The 21,596-nt window shown below is 60.3% G+C and carries 18 protein-coding genes and 1 pseudogene; 3 read left to right on the top strand and 16 right to left on the bottom strand.

Going from position 1 to position 21,596, the window contains the following annotated elements; translation table 11 throughout:
* The 12 genes from K5E40_RS09495 to K5E40_RS09440 all read right to left on the bottom strand — a co-directional run.
* The coding region (locus K5E40_RS09495) for a hypothetical protein (protein WP_221730495.1) at window positions 1-287 on the bottom strand (287 nt) is incomplete at its 3' end.
* Between the two features lie 132 nt (window positions 288-419).
* Window positions 420-1,121 carry an anti-sigma factor domain-containing protein gene (locus K5E40_RS09490; RefSeq protein WP_221730494.1) on the bottom strand — a complete coding sequence of 234 codons (702 nt, stop codon included), beginning with the start codon at window positions 1,119-1,121 and terminating at the stop codon, window positions 420-422.
* Complete coding sequence (locus tag K5E40_RS09485) at window positions 1,118-1,654, bottom strand: sigma-70 family RNA polymerase sigma factor (protein WP_221730493.1); 537 nt, start codon at window positions 1,652-1,654, stop codon at window positions 1,118-1,120. The genes K5E40_RS09490 and K5E40_RS09485 overlap by 4 nt, the downstream gene beginning before the upstream one ends.
* A gap of 155 nt (window positions 1,655-1,809) precedes the next feature.
* On the bottom strand, window positions 1,810-2,331 hold the full coding sequence (locus K5E40_RS09480) for a DUF3455 domain-containing protein (protein WP_221730492.1): 522 nt from the start codon (window positions 2,329-2,331) through the stop codon (window positions 1,810-1,812).
* A gap of 167 nt (window positions 2,332-2,498) precedes the next feature.
* Window positions 2,499-4,133: an ABC transporter ATP-binding protein gene (locus K5E40_RS09475; protein WP_221730491.1), complete on the bottom strand. Its 1,635-nt coding sequence runs from the start codon at window positions 4,131-4,133 to the stop codon at window positions 2,499-2,501.
* Window positions 4,134-4,147: 14 nt separating this feature from the next.
* Window positions 4,148-5,170 (bottom strand): ABC transporter permease, encoded by a 1,023-nt coding sequence (locus tag K5E40_RS09470; protein ID WP_221730490.1) that lies wholly within the window; start codon window positions 5,168-5,170, stop codon window positions 4,148-4,150.
* Window positions 5,170-6,234: a microcin C ABC transporter permease YejB gene (locus K5E40_RS09465; RefSeq protein WP_221730489.1), complete on the bottom strand. Its 1,065-nt coding sequence runs from the start codon at window positions 6,232-6,234 to the stop codon at window positions 5,170-5,172. The genes K5E40_RS09470 and K5E40_RS09465 overlap by 1 nt, the downstream gene beginning before the upstream one ends.
* A gap of 1 nt (window position 6,235) precedes the next feature.
* Window positions 6,236-8,101: an extracellular solute-binding protein gene (locus tag K5E40_RS09460; RefSeq protein ID WP_221730488.1), complete on the bottom strand. Its 1,866-nt coding sequence runs from the start codon at window positions 8,099-8,101 to the stop codon at window positions 6,236-6,238.
* A 150-nt stretch (window positions 8,102-8,251) separates the two neighbouring features.
* On the bottom strand, window positions 8,252-10,963 hold the full coding sequence (locus K5E40_RS09455; protein WP_221730487.1) for a TonB-dependent receptor: 2,712 nt from the start codon (window positions 10,961-10,963) through the stop codon (window positions 8,252-8,254).
* A gap of 208 nt (window positions 10,964-11,171) precedes the next feature.
* Window positions 11,172-11,573 carry a biopolymer transporter ExbD gene (locus tag K5E40_RS09450; RefSeq protein ID WP_115990253.1) on the bottom strand — a complete coding sequence of 134 codons (402 nt, stop codon included), beginning with the start codon at window positions 11,571-11,573 and terminating at the stop codon, window positions 11,172-11,174.
* On the bottom strand, window positions 11,573-12,259 hold the full coding sequence (locus K5E40_RS09445) for a MotA/TolQ/ExbB proton channel family protein (protein ID WP_401138552.1): 687 nt from the start codon (window positions 12,257-12,259) through the stop codon (window positions 11,573-11,575). The genes K5E40_RS09450 and K5E40_RS09445 overlap by 1 nt, the downstream gene beginning before the upstream one ends.
* Before the next feature lie 67 nt (window positions 12,260-12,326).
* Window positions 12,327-13,145: an energy transducer TonB gene (locus tag K5E40_RS09440; protein WP_221730485.1), complete on the bottom strand. Its 819-nt coding sequence runs from the start codon at window positions 13,143-13,145 to the stop codon at window positions 12,327-12,329.
* A gap of 1,111 nt (window positions 13,146-14,256) precedes the next feature.
* Between K5E40_RS09440 and K5E40_RS09435 the strand changes: the two genes are divergently transcribed.
* A complete protein-coding gene (locus tag K5E40_RS09435; RefSeq protein WP_221730484.1) occupies window positions 14,257-14,880 on the top strand; it encodes a glutathione S-transferase N-terminal domain-containing protein in 624 nt (207 codons plus the stop codon).
* Window positions 14,881-15,008: 128 nt separating this feature from the next.
* Here the strand turns inward: K5E40_RS09435 and K5E40_RS09430 are convergent, their stop codons facing one another.
* Window positions 15,009-15,449, bottom strand: coding sequence for a CBS domain-containing protein (locus K5E40_RS09430; RefSeq protein ID WP_008084932.1), 441 nt, complete (start codon window positions 15,447-15,449; stop codon window positions 15,009-15,011).
* A 198-nt stretch (window positions 15,450-15,647) separates the two neighbouring features.
* Between K5E40_RS09430 and K5E40_RS09425 the strand changes: the two genes are divergently transcribed.
* A complete protein-coding gene (locus tag K5E40_RS09425; RefSeq protein WP_221730483.1) occupies window positions 15,648-18,008 on the top strand; it encodes a DNA polymerase II in 2,361 nt (786 codons plus the stop codon).
* Here the strand turns inward: K5E40_RS09425 and K5E40_RS09420 are convergent.
* The 3 genes and pseudogenes from K5E40_RS09420 to K5E40_RS09410 form a co-directional block, all read right to left on the bottom strand.
* Window positions 17,973-18,443, bottom strand: a complete 471-nt coding sequence (locus K5E40_RS09420) for a DUF1810 domain-containing protein (RefSeq protein ID WP_221730482.1) — start codon at window positions 18,441-18,443, stop codon at window positions 17,973-17,975. The genes K5E40_RS09425 and K5E40_RS09420 overlap by 36 nt on opposite strands.
* Window positions 18,444-18,471: 28 nt before the next feature.
* Window positions 18,472-19,294: pseudogene (locus tag K5E40_RS09415) on the bottom strand (aldo/keto reductase).
* 90 nt (window positions 19,295-19,384) lie between these two features.
* Window positions 19,385-20,533: an aldose epimerase family protein gene (locus K5E40_RS09410; RefSeq protein WP_221730481.1), complete on the bottom strand. Its 1,149-nt coding sequence runs from the start codon at window positions 20,531-20,533 to the stop codon at window positions 19,385-19,387.
* A gap of 244 nt (window positions 20,534-20,777) precedes the next feature.
* Between K5E40_RS09410 and K5E40_RS09405 the strand changes: the two genes are divergently transcribed.
* Complete coding sequence (locus K5E40_RS09405; RefSeq protein ID WP_221730480.1) at window positions 20,778-21,527, top strand: hypothetical protein; 750 nt, start codon at window positions 20,778-20,780, stop codon at window positions 21,525-21,527.
* Window positions 21,528-21,596: the final 69 nt, after the last annotated feature.

Here is a 21,596-nt window from a genome sequence, read left to right as displayed (position 1 = left end):
TCAGCGGCGACGGTGTTGCCTTGCAGACGATCCGAACCATCAGCGGCGACGGTGTTGCCTTGCAGGCGATCCGAACCATCAGCGGCGACGGTGTTGCCTTGCAGACGATCCGAGCCATCAGCGGCGACGGTGTTGCCTTGCAGGCGATCCGAGCCGTCAGCGGCGACGGTGTTCTGGTACAGACGATCCGAGCCATCGGCGGCGATCATCGTGTGGGCCGGGGTAGCGGCAAAAGCGTTAACTGCGAAAACCGAGAAAGCGATGCTGAGAAGAGTCTGGCGTTTCATGATGGTGTGCTCCGGGGTGTTATTGGTTGGTATGGAGCGGATGTTACGCCGGAGATTTTTTATGAGAACTTCATTGCTGTGATGGTGAATATCGACGCCGATGATGATTGCCAGAACCCGCAGCTTAGCGCTTCACAACACCTTCACTGCGCGCCCGATCGCCTGAATCGGCCCGGTCGGTTTGCCAATCGGCGAACCGTTGGCGCCTTCCAGCGTCAGCTCGAACAGCTGATTGGGTTGCAGCGGCGGCAATTTGTCCAGCGGCACTTTCAGCGCCTGTCCCGGTTTGACCAGCCCCAGTGACACCGGCCCTTGCCAGCCGTCAGCCTTGGTCCAGAATTCCAGGGCCTTGTCCGCCGGCACTTGCACCACGCCCAGCGGAATCAACTGAATCTCCCGCGAGTCGCTGGCCTGAATCACCCATCCCGGGGCCTTGTCCTGCGGCGCGACCAGCACCACCAGATAACTCGGCTTCGGCGTGGTCTGGGTCAGCAGGATTGAGCCCAACACCAATGTTGCGGCCAATCCGGCAGCAGTCAATCCACGCCACAGTGGCAGCAGATTCCACCATGAGGTTTTCACCGAGGCAGGTATTTTGGGTGTGAGCCGTTCAACACTGCGCTCAATCCGTGGCCAGAGTTGTGGTGATGGCTGTTGCGGCGCGGCGAGGTCGGTCAGGTCCAGCAGGCGCCGTTCCCAGGCCTCCACCGCCGCACGCAGTTCGGGGTCGGTCGGCAGGCGTCGTTGAACGTTGGCGCGATCTTCAGCCGAGAGCGTGCCCAGCACATATTCACTGGCCAGTTCATCGCGTTCCTGTGCCGATTCAGTGGTCATCCCATGCACTCCCGCAAGGCGTTGAGGCTGCGCTTGATCCAGGCTTTGACCGTGCCCAGCGGCGTGCCCAACCGTTGGGAAATCTGCGCATGGCTGTAGCCGTCGACATAGGCGTGAAGGATGCAGCTTCGGCGTTGTGGATCGAGCTGTTCCAGGCAGCGGTGAATGCGCGCCGAATGCGCTTGGGCGTCGAAGCCGTCGTCGTCTTGCGTAGCCATTTCATGATCATCACTGAACGGCGTTTCCCGGGCTTGATTACGCAGTAGATTCAGCGCCAGATGCCGGGTCACGGTGAACATCCAGCCACGCGCCGAACCGCGCGCCGGATCAAACCCCGCCGCACCGTTCCAGATTTTGATGAACGCCTCATGGACAATGTCCTCCGCCAGCGCCGTATCGCGCACCAGCCGCTTGGCCACACCCAGCAGGCGCGGACCCTCCTGCACATACAAATCGCGCAGGGCAGCCCGCTCGCCGCGGGCACAGGCAGCGAGACGGGCTTGGTAATCGAATTCAGATTCGGGTGAGGACATGCAGTGCAATCTAGCTCACATTTAACTTCAGCACACAGAGCCCTTTGGAAGCGGGCTTGTCCGCGATGGCGTCGTGTCAGTCAGCATCACTGTCACGGTTACACCGCTTTCGCGAGCGAGCCCGCTCCCACAGGTTTTGTGCCGAGCCTGTGACCTCAGTTCGCCGCCCAGAAAATGTAATCGGCCTGATACTTCACCACTTCCTGCTTGCCTTTGTTGGCTGCCGTGCACTCGCTGCTCGGTGCCACGCCACCTTTGAGCGCAACGCGCTGGATGTAACTCACGCCGCTCATGGCGCCTTTGCCTTCAGCCGGGTTGGCCTTGACCAGTTGATAGGGCAGGTTGCCGGCCCCCGATGGCGCCACCGCCAGTTGCGTGCCGGTGATTTTCGAACCGTCTTTAGCCTGCCAGGTAGCCGGTGGGCCATAGTAGGTGCCAACCTGCTTGCCGCTGCGGTCATTGAGCACCGCTTTCGGCCCGACGAAGGTCCACTCGGTCTGCCCGGCCATATTGGGTTTGTCGCGGCACTCGTAGGTGACCTCGCCGACACCGGTGGTTTCCATCGCGATCTTGTGGCCGGCCGGCACTTTGATGGTGTCGGGGTAACTGCTTTGGGCGAAGGCCGTCGAGGTGGCTGCAAGCAAACCGGTGAAGCAAATCAGCTGTGTGGTGTTCATCAGTGTTTTCTCCGAAAGGGGTAGATCGCTGGCAGCCAACAGTGGCTGTTACAGGGACTACCCGTGGCGGAGCCGATTGGATGCAGTGCCTGGAAAATATTTTTAAGGCACCGCAATTTCCCTTGTGGGAGCGGGCTTGCTCGCGAAGGCGATGTGTCAATCACAGCTCATATAACGGGCACACCGCTTTCGCGAGCAAGCCCGCTCCCACAGGGTTCTTCTTCAGGCTTGAGGCCGGAGGCTTTCAGTAACTCCTGGGTATAGGGATGCTGCGGCGCCGTAAAGATCTCCCGCGAAGCACCTTGCTCAACGACTTTGCCATCCTTGATCACTATCAAGTCATGGGCCAATGCATGCACCACCGCCAGATCATGGCTGATGAACAAATACGTCAGCCCATGCTTGATCTGCAATTGCCGCAGTAACTCCACCACCTGCTTCTGCACCGTGCGATCCAGCGCCGAGGTCGGTTCATCGAGCAGAATCAGCGCCGGTTCCAGCACCAATGCCCGTGCGATGGAGATGCGTTGGCGCTGACCGCCTGAAAACTCGTGGGGATAGCGATGACGACTCTTCGGGTCAAGCCCGACGTCCTCCAGCACGCGAATCACCGCCGCTTCTCGCTCAGCCTCGGTGCCGATGCCATGGGTCAACAAACCCTCGGCAATGATCTGCTGCACCGTCATGCGCGGGCTGAGGCTGCCGAACGGGTCCTGAAACACCACCTGAATCTGCCGGCGCAACGGGCGCATCAGACGCTGATTGAGCAGGCTCAGTTGCTTGTTGCCGAAACGGATATTGCCCTGCGATTCCACCAGCCGCAGGATCGCCTGACCCAGCGTCGATTTGCCCGAGCCGGACTCGCCGACAATCCCCAGGGTCTTGCCCCGTTGCAGGCTGAAACTGACGCCATCGACCGCTTTGATGTAGTCCTGCTGACGGCTGAACAGCGCTTTGGGCAATGGGAACCAGACTTTCAGGTCATCCACCTCCAGCAAGTTGTGATCGTACTGACTCGGCACGGGTGCGCCGCTCGGTTCAGCCTCGATCAACAAGCGGCTGTAAGGATGCTGCGGCGTGCGAAACAGGGTTTCGCAGTCGGCCTGTTCGACAATCTCGCCGTGACGCATCACGCACACTCGCTGAGCGATGCGTCGGACCAGATTGAGGTCGTGACTGATCACCAGCAGCGACATCCCGAGTCGCTGTTGCAATTCGATCAGCAGCTCAAGAATCTTCTGCTGCACGGTGACGTCGAGCGCGGTGGTCGGCTCATCGGCGATCAACAGTTCCGGCTCGTTGGCCAGCGCCATGGCGATCATCACCCGCTGCCGCTGGCCGCCGGAGAGTTGGTGCGGATAGGCTTTCAAACGCTGCAAAGGTTGGCGAATGCCGACCAGTTCCAGTAATTCCAAGGTACGAGCCCGGGCGGCGCGGCCCTTCAGACCCTTGTGGATTTCCAGCACTTCGCTGACCTGTTTTTCCACGGTGTGCAACGGGTTCAGCGAAGTCATCGGCTCCTGGAAAATCATCGCTATCCGGTTGCCGCGCAAGCCGCGCATCTGTTGCTCGCTGGCGTGCAGCAAGTCCACGCCGTTGTAGCGGATGCTGCCCGTGCTGCTGACGGTTTTACCCGGCAGCAAGCGCAGGATCGAATGCGCCGTCACCGACTTGCCCGAGCCTGATTCGCCGACCAGCGCCAAACACTCGCCACGGCGAATGTCCAGGTTCAAACCGTGCACCACTGCCTGCCCGGCGAAGGCGACGCGCAGGTCGCGGATCTCGATCAAATGGTCGTTCATGTCAGCTCCGCTGATCAGGATTGTGGGTCGAATGCATCACGGCAAGCCTCACCAATAAACACCAGCAACGACAGAATCAGCGCCAACGCGAAAAACGCCGTCAGCCCCAGCCATGGCGCTTGCAGATTGCGCTTGGCCTGGCCGATCAACTCGCCCAGCGACGCCGTGCCCGCCGGCATGCCGAAACCGAGAAAATCCAGCGCAGTGAGGGTGGCGATAGCGCCGGTCAGAATGAACGGCAGGTAGGTGAGGGTGGAGGTCATCGCATTGGGCAGGATGTGCCGGCGCATCAGTTCGCTGTCGGTCAGGCCCAAGGCTCGCGCTGCTTTGACGTATTCCAGATTGCGCCCACGGAGAAACTCGGCGCGCACCACGTCGACCAACGCCAACCACGAGAACAGCGCCATGATCCCCAGCAGCCACCAGAAGCTTGGCGAAACGAAGCCAGACAAAATGATCAGCAGGTACAGCACCGGCAACCCTGACCAGATTTCCAGAATCCGTTGCCCAAGCAAGTCGACCCAACCGCCGTAATACCCTTGCAATGCCCCGGCGACGATGCCAATCAACGCACTGATACCGGTGAGGATCAGCGCAAACAAAATCGAAATCCGCGTGCCGAAAATCACCCGCGCCAACACGTCCCGCGCCTGATCGTCGGTGCCCAGCCAATTGCTCGTCGAAGGCGGGCTCGGTGCCGGCTCGGTGAGGTCGTAATTGACCGTGTCGTAACTGAACGGGATCGGCGGGAACAGCATCCAGCCGCCCTGATCCTCTATCAGTTTGTGTACGTAGGCGCTGGCATAGTCCGGCTGGAACGGCAGCTCGCCGCCGAAGTCGGTTTCCAGGTATTCACTGAGGATGGGGAAGTAAAAGGTGTCGTGGTAGCGGATCACCAGCGGTTTGTCGTTGGCGATCAACTCGCCACCCAGGCAGATCAGACACAGACCGATGAACAGCCACAGCGACCAGCGCCCGCGTCGGTTGGCCTTGAATTGAGCGACACGGCGTTGGCCCAGAGGAGAGAGTGTGAACATCAGGCAGTCCTCGCCGAGAAGTCGATGCGCGGGTCGAGCAGGGTGTAGCAGAGGTCGCCGATCAACTTGATCAGCAGGCCGAACAGGGTGAACAGAAACAACGCGCCGAACACCACCGGATAGTCCCGCGACACCGCCGCCTCGTAACTCATGCGCCCGAGGCCGTCGAGGTTGAAGATGGTTTCGATCAGCAATGAACCGGCGAAGAACACCTCGATCAGTGCCGACGGCACCCCCGCGACCACCAACAGCATGGCGTTGCGAAACACATGGCCGTAAAGCACACGGCGTTCGGTCAAACCCTTGGCCCGCGCCGTGACGACGTACTGGCGGCTGATCTCGTTGAGAAAGCTGTTTTTGGTCAGGATGGTCAGCGTGGCGAAACCGCCGATCACCAACGCGGTCACCGGCAACACCAGGTGCCAGAGGTAGTCGCCGACTTTGCCCAGGGTGCTGAGGCTGTCGAAGTTGTCCGACACCAGGCCCTGCACCGGAAACCAGTTGACGTAACTGCCGCCGGCAAACACCACGATCAGCAGAATCGCGAACAGAAACGCCGGCATCGCATAGCCGATGATGATCGCCGTGCTGCTCCAGACATCGAAGGCGCTGCCGTTCTTGATCGCTTTGCGAATGCCCAGCGGGATCGAGATCAGATAGGTGATCAGCGTCGCCCACAAGCCGAGGGACAGCGACACTGGCAGTTTTTGAATGATCAGATCGGTAACCTTGGCGCCGCGAAAGAAACTGCTGCCCAAGTCCAGTTGCGCGTAGTTTTTCAGCATCAGCCACAGGCGTTCGTGCAGCGGTTTGTCGAAGCCGTAGTGGTGTTTGATTTCCTCGATCAGCGCTGGATCGAGGCCACGGCTGCTGCGTCCGGCACCGCCAATCGCGGCGACTTCGCCACCACCGCCCATGCTGTGCCCGCCGAAGCCTTGTAGGCGCGCAATGGCTTGCTCCACCGGGCCACCCGGCGCGGCCTGCACGATGAGGAAATTGACCACCAGAATGCACAGCAACGTCGGGATGATCAGCAGCAAGCGTCGACTCAGATAGCGCAGCATGTCACTGGCCCCCCGCGAGCTGGGTGTGCATCTGTTGCGTGGTCAACGGCTTGGCCGAGACCTCCCACCAGGTGTTGAGGCCTTCGTCGTACGCCGGTTGCACCGGCGGCATGCCGAAGCGGTTCTGATACACCGTCGGCGTGCCTTTGGAGTAGTAGTTGGGAATCATGTAGTAACCCCATTGCAGCACCCGGTCGAGGGCGCGGGCGTAATGCACCATGGCGTCGCGGGTGTTGGCCTGGACCAGGCCGTCGATCAACTGATCAACCGCCGGGTTGGCCAGCACCATCGAGTTGGAACTGCCGACTTGCGTGGCACTTTGCGAGGCGTAGAGGCTGTACAACTCGCGGCCGGGAGAGACGATCGGATCGCCGCTGCGCGGGAAACTGGTGACGATCATGTCGTAGTCCCGGGCGTTGAGTCGATTGACGTACTGCGCCGAATCGATCCGGCGCAGGTTGAGGGTGATGCCGATTTGCGCGAGGGTGCGTTTGAACGGCAACAGCATGCGGTCGAACCCGCCCTGACCGTCGAGGAAGGTGAACTCCAACGGTTCGCCGGCAGCGTTGACCAACCGATTGTTTTTCGCCGTCCAGCCGGCCTCGGCCAGCAGCTTCAGCGCTTGCAGTTGCTTGTCGCGGATGTAGCCGCTGCCATCGGTTTTCGGCGCCTTGTAGACCTCGGTAAATACCTCGTCGGGGATCTGCCCTCGCAGCGGTTCGAGGATCCGCAATTCCTCGGCGTCGGGCAGCGCGGTGGCGGCCATTTCACTCTTGGGCCAATAGCTGTTCTGACGCACGTAGAAGCCGCGCATCATTTGCTTGTTGGTCCACTCGAAATCCCACAACAGGCTGATCGCCTGACGCACGCGGCGATCCTGGAAAATCGGGTTTTGCAGGTTGAACACGAAGCCCTGCGCCGCCGTCGGTTTTTCCGGGGCGAGGATTGACTGTTGCAAGCGCCCATCGCGCAGCGCCGGGCTGTCGTAGCCGACCACATAACCCGAGGATGAAAACTCGCGGTTGTAGTCGAATGCGCCGGCCTGCAGCAATTGCCGGGCGACGTCGGTGTCGCCGTAGAAATTCACCGTCAGGTTGTCGAAGTTGTACATCCCGCGACTGACCGGCAGGTCTTTGCCCCACCAATCCGGGTCGCGCTCAAAACTGATGCTGCGCCCGGCGTCGACCTTGCTGACCCGGTACGGGCCACTGCCCAACGGCGGCTCGAAACCGCCGCCATTGGCGAAGTCGCGGGTTTTCCACCAGTGTTCGGGCACCACGCGCATCGTCGCCAGATCCAGCGCAAGCGTGCGATTGAGGTTGTTCTTGAAGGTGAAACGCACCTGCCGTGGGCTCTCGATCAACACGTCCTGCACGTCGGCGTATTGCTGGCGATAACTCAGGCTGCCCTTGGTCATCAGCAGGTTGAAGGTGTAGCGCACGTCTTCGGCGGTGATCGGCGTGCCGTCAGCGAAGCGTGCCTTGGGATTCAGAGTGAAACGTACCCAGAGTCCTGCGCGATCGCGCTCCATCTGCTGCGCGACCAGGCCGTAGACGGTGTAGGGCTCGTCCAGTGAGCGGAACGCCAGCGGCGAATACACCCAGTCGTTGACCTGCACCACAGAAATGCCTTGATCGGCATACGGGGTGATGTAGTTGAATTGACCAATCTCCATCGACGCGCGGCTGAGTGACCCCCCCTTGGGTGCGTGGGGATCGACGAAATCGAAATGCTGGAAACCCGCCGGGTATTTCGGCGCCTCGCCGTACACCGTCATCGCATAGCTGCCGACGGCCAGCGCAGGTGCCGCGTTGCACAGCAGCGTGCTGCCGAGCAACAGAGCGGCCATGTTGCGCATGAAAGTCATGAAGTCACTCCTTAATTCCTGAATGCACACAGATCAATCTGTGGGAAGGGGCTGCTCCCGAAGGCGATGGATCAGTGAAGGGGGTGTTGACTGACACATCGCCTTCGGGAGCAAGCCCCCTCCCACAGGGGAGACATCTGGTGTTTGCGGTTAGAAGTGGTAAGTCATGCGCGCGAACAGCGTGCGGCCCAGCGGGTCGGTATAGCGCGGGTCATAGCCGCTCTGGAAGTTGTAAGCCTGGTTGGAGAACGGCGGGTTGCGGTCGAACATGTTTTTCATCCCCGCGTCCACGTCCAGCACCTTGTCGAAGGTGTAGCCGGCCGACAGGTCCCACACCGAATACGACGCGACCCGCGCGTGGGTATCGCGGTCGTAGTCGTTGTAGCCGGTGGTGAAGCGGTTGGTCAGCGACGCCCGTGCCGCGCCGAAGGTCCAACTCCCGGTCAGGTTGTGCTTCCAGCGCGCAACCACGCCGTCACCCTGGAAGTCGCCGACCTTGTCGGTGAACGGACCTTTGATGGTGCTCTGGAAGTCGTATTCGTCGACGTAGGTGCCCTGCAGCCCGAGACCGAACTGGCCGTACGGGGTGTTCGGGAAACGGTAATCGAGCGACACATCGATGCCGTTGGTTTCGACGATGCCCAGGTTGGCGTTGCCGGTGACGATGTAGTTGAGCGTGCCGTCGGCGTTGCGCACAAAACGGTCGGAGTAGCTGCCGGCCTGATCAAACACGGTGGATTCCGGGAACGGTTGGATCTGGTTGGAGATGTGAATCCACCAGAAATCCAGACCCACGGAGAGGTTGCTCATTGGCTGATAAACGAAGCCCAGTGTCACGTTGCGCGCCTTCTCCGGGGCCAGATCCTCGTTGCCGCCGATCTGGTTGAGGAACTGCTGACCGCAATCGCGCCCGCCGTTGCCGCCCGGTTGCACCACGCCGCCGGTACACAGCACCGGATCGTTGTAGTAGCCCTGGGTGTACGTGATGCTGCGCGGTGAATACAGCTCGTAAAGCGACGGCGCACGGAAACCTTCGCTGTACGCGCCACGCACCACCAGCTCTTTGAGCGGCTGGTAGCGGAACGAGTATTTCGGGTTGGTGGTGCTGCCAAAGTCGCTGTATTTGTCGTGGCGCACAGCGGCAGACAGTTCAAGGCTGTCGAGCACCGGCACGTTGATTTCCGCATAAGCGGCTTTCACGCTGCGGTCGCCTTCGACGCTGCCGGCCGGGTCGATACCCAGGCTCTGGATGTCGCCGGCAAACTGTTCGAAGTCCTGATGGAATTTCTCTTTGCGGTACTCGCCGCCCAGCGCCAGACCGGACGGGCCGGCACCGAACCAGTCACCGATTTCGCGGCTGATCCGGCCGTCGAAACCGGCGACCCGGCCAACAGCGGTGGAGTAGGCGCCGTGGTAGGCAGCGTTGTCGATGTACTGCTGACCGGCAGCCGATTGCGGGCCGAACGGATTGAGCAAACCGCTGGCCAGACCATCGATCATGGCTTGATCGCTGACATAACCGCTGGTGACGCTGGAAACGATTTTGTTCTGGTTGTACGAGGCGCCGACGTTGTAATCCCAGCCGCCGACCAGACCGTCGAAGCTCAGCAGAAAGCGCTGGCTGGTGTTCTGGTCTTTCGACTCACGCGGGCCGGCGGCGGTTTCGCGCCAGTTCACATCCACGGGTTGGGTGGGGTCGAGGGCGAAACCGGTGGGGCCTGGCGTGATGCCGTTGCCGGGGTAGTAGGGCGATGAGGCATCCAGACTCAGGCCGGTCAGTGGCGCGGGGCCGACCGCCGTGGCGTTGTTGTTGCGCGACCAGAAGTATTCGAGGTTGACGTTGTGGTCGTCCGCCAGTTTGCCGGTGGTCTTGCCAAAGAAAGACGTCTTCTCGGTTTGTGGCACCAGGTCGATGTATTCACGGGTGCTGAAGCGGCACACGCCATCGCGCCCCACCAGGTTAGGGCCGTTGCAATTGCTGTTGGCCAACGGGTTGGTGGCGTTGCCGTTCTGGCTGTAGTTGCCGGGGAACGCGGTGCCGGAGGTCTGATCCAGGCCGCGCCCGGGCACGTAGTCGCGGGCGAAGGAGCGGTCATTGGCGTCGAGGTTCTGCTGCTTGTTGTAATTGAACACACCGAGCACGTTGAAGCGGTCTTCTTCCAGATCGCCGAAGCCCCAACTGGCGCTCATGTCCTTGGTCGCACCGCCGCCACTGTGGGTCGGGGTTTCGCCGCCGAGGGTGAGTTGGCCGTCAGTCAGTGATTTTTTGGTGATGAAGTTGATCACGCCGCCAATGGCGTCGGTACCGTAGAGCGCCGAGGCGCCGTCGCGCAGCACTTCCACGCGCTCGATCGCGGCAAACGGGATCATGTTCAGATCCACCGCGCCGCCAGCGGAGTTGGTGCCCGACAACGCGTTGTTGGCCAGGCGTCGACCGTTGAGCAACACCAGCGTTTTGTTGGCGCCGATGCCACGCATGTCGGCGAACGAAGCGCCACCGGTGGCGCTGCCGACCGAGCCTGCACTGTTGTTGATCGACTGGCTGCCGGTGATGCGCTGCACCAGTTCGGCAGTGGTGGTCACGCCCTGTTTGCGCAGCTCATCGGCCTTGAGAATGGTGATCGGTACCGCCGTTTCCGCATCGACCCGGCGAATCGCCGAACCGGTCACTTCGACCCGTTGCAGTTGCGTGGTCGGCGCAACGACTGCGGCGGCTGCCGGAACAGCCGCATTGTCGTCCTCGGCCGCTTGCACGGTCCCGGCGCCCATCCCCATGGCCACCAGATACAGCGGAACAAAACGGTGGCGAGAAATCGTGGCCACCAATGGTTTGAGCGTGAAGCGTGGAGTGTTCATCAGCATGGTTGTTTCCGACTTTGTTAGACGTTATCGAATTGGCCTTGTGAGCCCCTCATTGCTCCGCTTTCGGTGATACCGCGTGCGGAAAACCACTTTCTTCAAGCAAGCCGATCCCCTCCGAAAGGCGCGTTGCGTTTTTCGGTCGGCGGGTTGCGACGGGATTCGATCAGCGGTGCCGGGCGCGTTTCTCAAGGCGTGCCCGGCACCGCACTCAGTGGGTGGTCATCACCGATATTTTGCTGATGCCCGAGCGTTCGATGGACGCCATGGCCTTGGCCACTTGCCCGTAATTGACCGCGGAATCGGCCTGGAGCTGAACGCGCACCTCGGCATCCTTGGCCTTGACCTCCTTGAGGCTGGCCTCCAGGGATTCCGGGGCCAGTTCGGTCTTGGCCAGATAAAACTTGCCGTCCTGATCGACGCTGACCACCACCGGGTCTTTCTTTTCAGCGGGGGCGACGGCGTCGGTTTTTGGCAGGTTGACCTTGATCGCGTTGGTCATCAGCGGCGCGGTGACGATGAACACCACCAGCAACACGAGCATCACGTCCACCAGCGGCGTGACGTTCATTTCGCTGAGCACTTCATCGCTGTCTTGAGTGGAGAAGGACATCAGCTGGCCTCCCGCACGGCGGCTGTGGTTTTGCTGGCAATGGCCTGACGGTTGACGGAAAACGCACTGCGCGAGGCGAGGGCGTCGAAGTCATGGGCGAAGTCGTCCATGTCGGCCGAGGCGAGTTTGAGTCGACGCAGGAAGAAGTTGTAAATCAGCACCGCCGGCACCGCGACGGCGATCCCCACGCCCGTGGCGATCAATGCATGGCCGATAGGGCCGGCGACGGCTTCAAGGCTGGCCGAACCGGTTTCGCCGATGCTTTTGAGGGCTTCCATGATTCCCCACACGGTGCCGAACAAACCAATGAACGGCGCGGTGCTGCCAATACTGGCGAGGATGGCCTGGCCGTTTTCCAGCGAGCGGCGTTCTTTCTGGATCTGCTGGCGCAGATTGCGTTCCAGGCGATCCGAACGGTTGATGGTGTGCGCCAGTTGCTGGGTGGTGCGTGGCGATTCTTCGACCAACAGCGCTTCGAAACCACTGCTGGCGATACGCGCCAGGGAGCCGGGGTATTGGCTGGCGTGTTCGGCGGCGGTGAGCAGGTCCGGCGCGCCCCAGAAGGCTTTGCTGAACTGCTTGTTCTGCGCTTTCTGGCGCAGGTATTGCGCCGACTTGACCAGCAGGATCGCCCAGCTGAGCACGGAAAACAGCACCAGACCCCAGAGCACACCGGGGACAATCATCGAAGACAAATCGTTCATGGTTACACCTCGCTTGCGTTATTCGGTTGTGCGTTGATTGAGCGTTCGGTTATTGCGGCAATTTGAAATCGATGGTCTGGGTGGCAAAGCCGTCTATCGGCGTGTCACCGCGCTTGGCTGGAATGAACTTCCAGTTCTTCACCGCGGCGACGGCGGCGTCATCCAGTTGCGGCTTGCCGCTGGACTTGGTGACCGTCACCGAGCCTGCGCGACCGCTGGCCAGCACCTGAATGCGCAGCACCACGCGGCCCTCCCAGTTACGGCGCAGCGCCAGCGACGGGTATTCCGGCGGTGGGTTGCCGAGGCTGGCGAGACCGGAAATCGCTGCCGACTCTTTCACCGGGCCAGGCGCGGCGGCGGGGGCCGGTGGTGCGCTCGGTGTCGTTGGCGCCGCAGGGGCAGCCGGTTGCGCCGGAGCGGGCGGAGCTTTCGGCGGCTCGACTTTCTTCACCGGTTTGGGTTTTTGCACCGGTTTCGGTTTCTCGATGGGCTTGGGCTTCTCCACCGGTTTGGGCGGCGGTTTGACCGCGTCTTCGTCTTCCACCGGTTGCTCGGGTTCGGGCGGCGGTGGAGGCGGGGGCGGCGGCTCCGGAGTCGGCGGTGCGGGTGGCGTCGGGCTGGTCAGCTCGACGGTCATTTCCGGAATCTGCGGCGGGGTGGGCAGCGGTTCCGGGCGGCTCTGCTGAAGAAACCACCAGGCGCCGCCGTGTATCAATGCCGACACGGCAACCAGCAACACCATCTGCTGTTTGTTCAAACCGCCGGGTTGCGAAGTGTTGGCTTTGAAGGCCGGCCTGCCCGAAGCCGGCGGGATCGGCGTTTCCCGTAACGGCCCCGGCAGGGTTCTGTGCTTTACCGCATCGTTCATTAAAGCTCCCTCGGGTGGATGAAGGGCAATAAGGTGCCGTCCGAACATTTGCGTCATGTTCGAGTGGGTGGGTGCAACTTTCTTTAAGGTGTGCGTAAGCCGATAGTTGAACTATCTATTGAACAGGGCTTGCGTACAGTTGCTGGCTTGGCGCTATCGCGTTCGCGTGTTCATTATCCATTCCCTGGTGTTCTTCTTTGTAGGTTTGGGCTGTTGCACATCTTCGTGTTTGCAACCGTTGTGCCAGATGTTGCTGAAATGTAGCGCGAGTATTTCATCGCTGTTACCCATGTCGCATTTATATAAGTTTTATGGGCGACCGGGATTTTCTCCGGCGCATGAATCTCCACAACTCCGTATTCCGGGGCTTTTTTGCAGGCGAGTCAGACCGTGCGCTGTATCACGCCCGTTGGCGAGATAGAGCCGTCGCGTTCTGGTCAGTCGGGGCACTTGATGGTGCGAGGCGGACTGATTTGGTGCGGGTCAATGTTTTAGCGGGTCACAGGCCATGTTCCTTGTTTTTGTTTAAATGAAATCGATGTTTCAAGTGTTGGTTAGTTGCGGTTAGAAGAGCGCTTTTGGTGCGTTTAAAGTGTTGGAAGTTATTGTTCGACAATCTGCTGCGGCAGTATTTGTGCGTCGCAGGCGCAGTCACTTCATGCGGTGTATTTAAAAAATAAATAACACGCCGCCGTCGGCGCTTAACTCTGCGCCTAACACAGTGCGTGGTCGTTTGGGTCAGGTAATAAAGTAGATGTTATGCCCGTCTGGACTGTTCAGGTGAACACGTCTTTGGGCCGGTCGCGGTAAACGGGCAGTGATGCGGCAGAGCGATTGAAGGTTCACGCGGTGAACTCCTTGTTGCCAGCTCGGATACACGAACTTTTGGTTCGGTATCGCACCTTACAAGAACGCGGATAGCGTTCGATGATTGCTCTTGGTGCGGGATGGGCACCGTAAGCGCTGTTTTGCGAGGCTTGAATTCGCAAGTGGCGAGTGCATGGGAAAAGCGTGCCAATCAGGATACAAAGGCAAGAATATTTCTACATCAGGGCCGTGGGCATCTACCCTTGAGTCTGATGTGTTGGGTTGGTCTTGAGCAGGAGAGTGTATGTATCAGCTCTACGGACACCGCAACTCAGGCGCAGCCGCCATCGAAGCGGCGCTGGAGCTGTGCCAGATTGCTTATCGCTTCATTGATATCGAAGCCAGTGCCGAAGCCGCCGAGGCGTTGGCACAACTCAATCCACTGAAACAGATCCCGACCCTGCAACTGCCCGATGGCAGTGCGATCACCGAGAGCGCGGCGATTCTGATTCATCTGGGCCTGACCTTTCCCAAGTCTGGATTGCTGCCCGCCAAGGCTGACGCTCGCGATCAAGCCATTCGCGGCCTGGTGTATATCGTCAGCAATTGCTATGCGGCGGTCGGAGTCGTTGACTACCCCGAGCGCTGGCTGGTGATGCCTGACGAAGCGGCGCGGCAGAATCTGATGGCTGGCGCCCGCGAGCGCTTGCACTGGAGTTGGGAGGTGTTCGCCGACCAGTTCTCCGCCGAGTTGTACCTGGACGACGAAATACCGGGAGCGCTGGATGTGTTGGCGGCGGTGGTGACGCGCTGGGCGGGCAGCCGCGAGCATTTGCGCCAGACGCGCCCGGGGTTTTATGCGTGGTTACAGAGGATCGACCGGCATCCGGTGCTGGCGCCGGTTTTCGCCCGGCATTGGCCTTCCTGAACAGCGAGGGGCCAAAGTGGGAGCGGGCTTGCTCGCGAAGGCGCTGAATCAGTCAATGAATAGGTCGACTGACCCACCGCTTTCGCGAGCAAGCCCGCTCCCACAGGGGAATTGTGTTGCATTGGAGATCACTCCCCGCGAATGTACTGCTCCAGCTGTTTGATCAGCTCTGCCTGTTCGGCAATCGCCTCTTTCACCAGGTCACCAATCGACAGCAAACCGATCAATTTGCCGTTTTCCACCACCGGCAAGTGGCGCAGGCGTTTGTCGGACATGATGCCCAGGCACGTGTCGACGGTCTGGTGGGTGTCCACGGTGATCACGTTGGCCACCATGATGTCGCGAACCGGCGTGCCCACCGATGAGCGGCCATGCAGCACCAGTTTGCGCGCGTAATCACGTTCGCTGATGATGCCGACCACTTTGTCATCTTCCACCACCAGCAAGGCGCCGACGTTTTTCTCGGCCATCTTCATCAGCGCTTCGAGCACCATGTGATCAGGTTTGATCTGATGCACTTCCTGATTTTTCTGATCTTTGAGCTTGAGCAGTTGGGCGACGGTCTTCATGGCGGTTACTCAGGTGTTGTCGTTGTTATCCAAGCATCGTAGACGCTGGCGCTCAGGGCAAGGTGGCAAAGCGGCAGATAGCACGCAAAAAACGTCATTTGACGGTTTTTTCAGCGTTTGTCGGACATTTATCGCAAGGGCCATGCCGTGCAATGCCGCGTAGAATGCCCCTCTGTTTCAATTCCTGAGGTTGCAGTGGTGGATTTACAGCAGGGCTTCGTCCTGACCCGGCATTGGCGCGATACCCCGGCCGGCACCGAAGTCGAGTTCTGGCTGGCGACCGATGCCGGGCCGCGTCGTGTGCGCTTGCCACATCAGCCGTCAGTAGCGTTTATCCCGGCCGAGCAGCGCGAAGCCGCCGAACGTTTGCTGCATGACGAAAAGAATGTGGAACTGCGCCCGCTGGCCTTGCAGGATTTCGAACATCGTCCGGTACTGGGTCTGTATTGCCAGCAGCACGGCCAGTTGATGCGCCTGGAAACGGCGCTCAACCGCGCCGGCGTCGATGTCTATGAGGCCGATGTGCGTCCGCCTGAGCGCTATCTGATGGAACGCTTCATCACCGCCCCGGTGTGGTTCAACGGCACGCCCGATGCTGACGGCACGCTGCTCAACGCCCACCTCAAACCCGCCCCCGAATACCGGCCGAAACTGCGCCTGGTCTCGCTGGACATCGAAACCACCGAAACCGGCGAGCTGTATTCCATCGCCCTGGAAGGCTGTGGCGAGCGTCAGGTGTACATGCTCGGCACGGCGAACGGTGACGACAGCATCGTCGACTTCGACCTCCAGTACTGCGACTCACGCACGGTCATCCTGAAGAAACTCAATGACTGGTTTGCCCGCCACGACCCCGACGCAATCATCGGCTGGAACGTGGTGCAGTTCGATCTGCGCATCCTTCACGAACACGCGCGGCGCCTCGGCGTGCCGCTGAAGCTCGGCCGAGGCGGCGAAGAAATGCAGTGGCGCGAGCACGGCAGCCGTCATCATTATTTCGCCTCGGCAGCGGGACGGCTGATCATTGATGGCATCGAATCCCTGCGCTCGGCGACCTGGAGTTTCCCTTCGTTCAGCCTGGAAAACGTCGCTCAAACGTTGCTCGGCGAAGGCAAGTCCATCGACAACCCGTACCAGCGCATGGACGAAATCAACCGCATGTTCGCCGAGGACAAACCGGCGCTGGCCAAGTACAACCTCAAAGATTGCGAACTGGTCACGCGGATCTTCGCCAAGACCGAGCTGCTGACGTTTTTGCTGGAGCGCGCCAGCGTGACCGGCCTGCCGGCTGATCGCAGCGGCGGCTCGGTGGCGGCGTTCACGCATTTGTACATGCCGTTGATGCACCGCCAAGGGTTCGTGGCGCCGAACCTGGGCACGAATCCGCCGCAAGCCAGCCCCGGCGGTTTTGTCATGGAGTCGCAACCAGGGCTTTATGAATCGGTGCTGGTGCTCGACTACAAAAGCCTTTATCCGTCGATCATTCGCACGTTTCTGATTGACCCGGTGGGGCTGATCGAAGGTTTGCAACACCCCGACGACGCCGACTCGGTGCCGGGGTTTCGTGGCGCCCGTTTTTCGCGAACCCGGCACTGCCTGCCGGCCATTGTCTCGCGGGTCGCCGACGGTCGCGAGACTGCCAAACGCGAGCACAACGCGCCGCTGTCCCAGGCACTGAAGATCATCATGAACGCCTTCTACGGCGTGCTCGGCTCCAGCGGTTGTCGTTTCTTCGATACGCGGCTGGCGTCGTCGATCACCCTGCGCGGCCACGAAATCATGCTGCGTACGCGAAAGCTGATCGAAGAACAGGGCCACGCGGTGATCTATGGCGACACCGACTCCACGTTTGTCTGGCTGCGTCGCCCCCACGGGCAGGAAGAGGCGGCAAGCATCGGCCACGCGTTGGTCAAGCACGTCAACGACTGGTGGCGCGAGCATGTGCGTGACGAATACGGGCTGCAAAGCGCCCTCGAATTGCAGTTTGAGATTCACTACAAACGCTTCCTGATGCCGACCATTCGCGGCGCGGAAGAGGGCAGCAAGAAGCGCTACGCCGGCCTGGTGACCCGTGCCGACGGCAGCGAAGAAATGGTCTACAAAGGCCTTGAAACCGTACGCACTGACTGGTCGCCGCTGGCCCGGCAATTCCAGCAGGAACTCTACGAGCGCATCTTCCAGCGCAAGCCGTATCAGGATTACGTGCGCGACTACGTGCGCAAAACCCTGGCCGGCGAATTCGATGATCGACTGGTCTATCGCAAGCGCCTGCGCCGCACCCTCGACGATTACGAGCGCAACGTGCCGCCCCATGTACGCGCCGCGCGGCTGGCCGACGATTACAATGCCCGGCACGAACGGCCTCGGCAGTACCAGAACGGTGGCTGGATCAGTTACGTGATCACCCTGGCCGGGCCCGAACCGCTGGAAGTGCGCCGCGCCGCCATCGACTACGACCACTACATCAGCCGGCAACTGCAACCGGTGGCGGATGCGATTCTGCCGTTTGTCGACGACGATTTCTCAACCCTGATCGGGGGGCAACTGGGCCTGTTTTGAGTCCAGCAGTTGCAGGGTCCAGTCATCGAGGATGCCGTGGAAGTAGCGTTCCAACGCCTGGTTGAACAGGCTGTCTTCAACGGCGAACTGGGCAAACAGCGTCATCGAGGAGTGAAATTTCAAGTCATCGGGATGGCCGAAAATATCCGCAATCGAACGCTGGCGCACATTCAGCACGAGCTGCGTACAAGTACGCAGCCGCGCGCCGAGCATCGGGTGCTCGAGATAAGCTCGCGCTTCTTCGGCCGTATCGATGGCGAAGCGCCGGGACATCTCACTGCCGCCCAAGCCTGCGAACTGCGGGAAGACAAACCACATCCAGTGGCTGCGCTTGCGGCCCTCGTCGAGTTCGCGCTGGACCCGATCAAACACCGGGTCCTGGGCCTGGACGAAACGTTGCAGGTTGAACGGGTCGTACTGATCAGTGCTTCTCATCGCAAAGCTCTCGCCGGTCGGCGGTGGCTCAGACCATGGCCAGCCGCTGCTTGCGCTTTGGCGCGTGAAACGCCTGGTCCAGCGCTGCCAGATCCCCGGCATCGAGTTGCAGTTGCGCCGCTTGTGCATTGAGTTGCACATGTTCCGGCCGCACCGCTTTAGGGATCGCTATCACGCCATCTTGACGCACAATCCACGCGCAGCGAAACCTGCGCCGGGGTCACGTTGTGACGAGCGGCAATCTGCTTCAGTACCGGTTCTGCCAGCATCGCGCCGCCCTGACCAATCGGACAGTAGGCCATCAGCGGAATGTGTTGCTGTTGGCACCGGGGCAACAGGTCGAATTCGACGCCACGCGCTTCCAGGTTGTAGAGCACCTGATTGGTGGCGCACGCCGGATTGGCTAACTCTTGGAGGTCATCGACGTCAAAATTCGACACGCCCCAACGGCCGATTTTGCCGGCTTCGCGCAGGCGCTCGAAGGCTTCGACGGTTTCTTCCAGCGGATACTGGCCGCGCCAATGCAACAGATAGAGGTCGATGTAATCAGTGTCGAGCCGGCGCAGACTGCGCTCGCAGGCTTGCGGAATGCCTTGGCGGCTGGCGTTGTGCGGGTAGACCTTGCTCACCAGAAACACCTGATCGCGAATACCGGCAATGGCTTCACCTACAACACTTTCGGCACCGCCCTCGGCATACATTTCGGCAGTGTCGATCAAGGTCATGCCCAGTTCAACGCCACTGCGCAGAGCCGCCACTTCACGCGTGTGTGCCGAGCGGTCTTCGCCCATGCGCCAGGTGCCTTGGCCAATCACTGGAACCTGCACGCCAGCCAATTCGAGGGTACGCATTCAAATCTCCTTTCTGAAAGGGTCGATACCTGTAGTGGGCAGCAGAATAGCCCAGCGGTTGCGTCCGTTTCCAGAAAGGAGAAGGGAGGATTACTTCGCGGAAAACTTCAATACAACGCTCTGCGTGTAGGCCTGCCCGGGATCCAGTCGCGTACTCGGGAAGTTCGGTTGGTTCGGCGAATCCGGGTAGTGCTGGGTCTCCAGGGTAAACGCGCCCCAATGCGGATAGACCTTGCCACCTTTGCCTTTGACCGTGCCGTCGAGGAAGTTGCTGGTGTAGAACTGCACGCCAGGTTCGCTGGTGAACAACTGCAAGTGCCGACCGGACTGCGCATCACTGACCTCAGCAGCGATTTTGCTCACGTCGCCCTTGGTATCCAGCGCCCAGTTGAAATCGAAGCCGCCCTGTTTCGGTTCAGCGAATTTCAGTTGTGGGTGATCAGCCTTGATGTGCGCCCCAATCGCTGTTGGCTGGGTGAAGTCCATCGGCGTGCCGGCCACAGGCGCCAGTTCGCCAGTCGGGATCAGTTTGGCGGTGACCGGGGTGTAATGGCTGGCATGCAGCGTCGCGACCTGCTTGAGGATGTCGCCATTGCCGGCGCCCGCGAGATTGAAGTAGCTGTGGTTGGTCAGGTTGAGCACGGTCGGTTTGTCGGTGCTGGCCTTGTAGTCGATGCGCAGTTCGTTGCTGTCGGTCAGGCGATAGGTCACTTCGGTGGTGAGGTTGCCGGGGAAGCCCATTTCACCGTCCGCCGACAGATAGGTGAGGGTCACGCCGACCGAATCCTTGTCTTTGGTTTCCTGCGCTTTCCAGACCTTCTTGTCGAAACCCTGAGGGCCGCCATGCAAGGCATTGGACTTGTCGTTTTGCGGCACTTGAAAGCGCTTGCCGTCGAGTTCAAACGCGCCGTCGGCCAGGCGATTGCCGAAGCGGCCGATGGTCGCGCCGAAGTAGGCGGTGCCTTTTTGGTAGCCCTGCACATCGTCGAAGCCCAGTACGACATCGTCGAATTTGCCGTGCTTGTCGGCCACCAACAGCGATTGCAGGGTCGCGCCGTAGGTGATGACGGTGGCTTGCATGCCATGGCTGTTGCGCAGGATGTATTGCTCGACGGGCGTGCCATCGTTGGTTTTGCCGAAGGCTTTATGTTCGGCGCTGAGGCCCGCCGCGTTGGCTGAGAGGGTGGCGATCATCAGGGACAGTCCGAGGCCGGAGAGCAGGTGACGGGATTGAAGCATGGTTGACCTTCCTTTTGTTGTTGTTTTCAGAATGCGGTAATAGTCATGCTATTTAAGCTGCGAATGGAAATTTATAGCGGATTAAACAGTTTTTGCAAAAATAAAGTCGGACTAAATAGTTGTCCATGTCACGCCGAAGGTCAGGAAACGCTGCCGGTATTGCACTTTTTCGCAATCAGCGGCTCTATCCATGGCCAGGATGCGGTGACTCCCGCCGCACAGGAATGTGCCTGTTCGAGAACTCATGCCGAGAGCTTTTCACCCGATCGCCCATTTTTTTCGTCGCCCGTGCCTGTTGCTGACCTGCTTGTTGTCGCTGTGGATCAGCGGTTGTGCGCATCAGGAGGGCAATGGTTTCATCGCTCAGATTCGCAACGGTCAACCGCAGGAGTTTCTGCAGACCAGCGTCGACCGCATGGCCACTTTGGCGATGCGCGACAACCTCAACAGCCTTTATCGCTTGATGGGCAAGCTGTACCTGCGCAACCCGGACGAGCTGCGCAAATCGGGTTTCCTCAACATCAACACCGCCGTGAAACAGGTGCGCCTGGCCATCGAGCAGCAACAACCGTTGCCGGTGCTGGGTGGCCGAAAAGATCTGGCAGCGCTCAGTTATGCGATGAGCCCTGAGTTTCTCGGTGATCGGGTTGGCGCGTTCATCTATGCCATTGGCAGCATGCTGGTCACCGCGCACAACAATCGGGTCGAGTTCTACATGACCGATGCGATCAACCCGACCTTCGTACACAACGCGGCGCGCAACATCGAAAAAGCCACATGGATTCTGTCCCAGCGCCAGAACAAGGAAGGCCAGCCACTGCTGTTCTCCAACGAAATTTCGGAGGAGGGCAGCAACCTGAGCTTCGCCACCGAGTTCGGCAAAATCGTGGCGCGCCTCGATCTGCTTACACAGATGCTTGACGAGCGCTATCGGCGCATCGGCCTGAACTACGCCCAGAGTCTGCTGTTCCTGAATTTTTTGCCGGTGCAATAAGTCGCGTCGGGTAGCGTGAAGGTCGGGCTATTTGTATACAATCCTTCGCCATGTTTGCCTCAAAAGGAG

The sequence above is a fragment of the Pseudomonas baetica genome (genome assembly GCF_019733355.1).
GTDB lineage: Bacteria > Pseudomonadota > Gammaproteobacteria > Pseudomonadales > Pseudomonadaceae > Aquipseudomonas > Aquipseudomonas baetica_A.
Note: the sequence above shows the minus strand (reverse complement) of the source record. Positions and strands in the feature narration are given on the sequence as shown.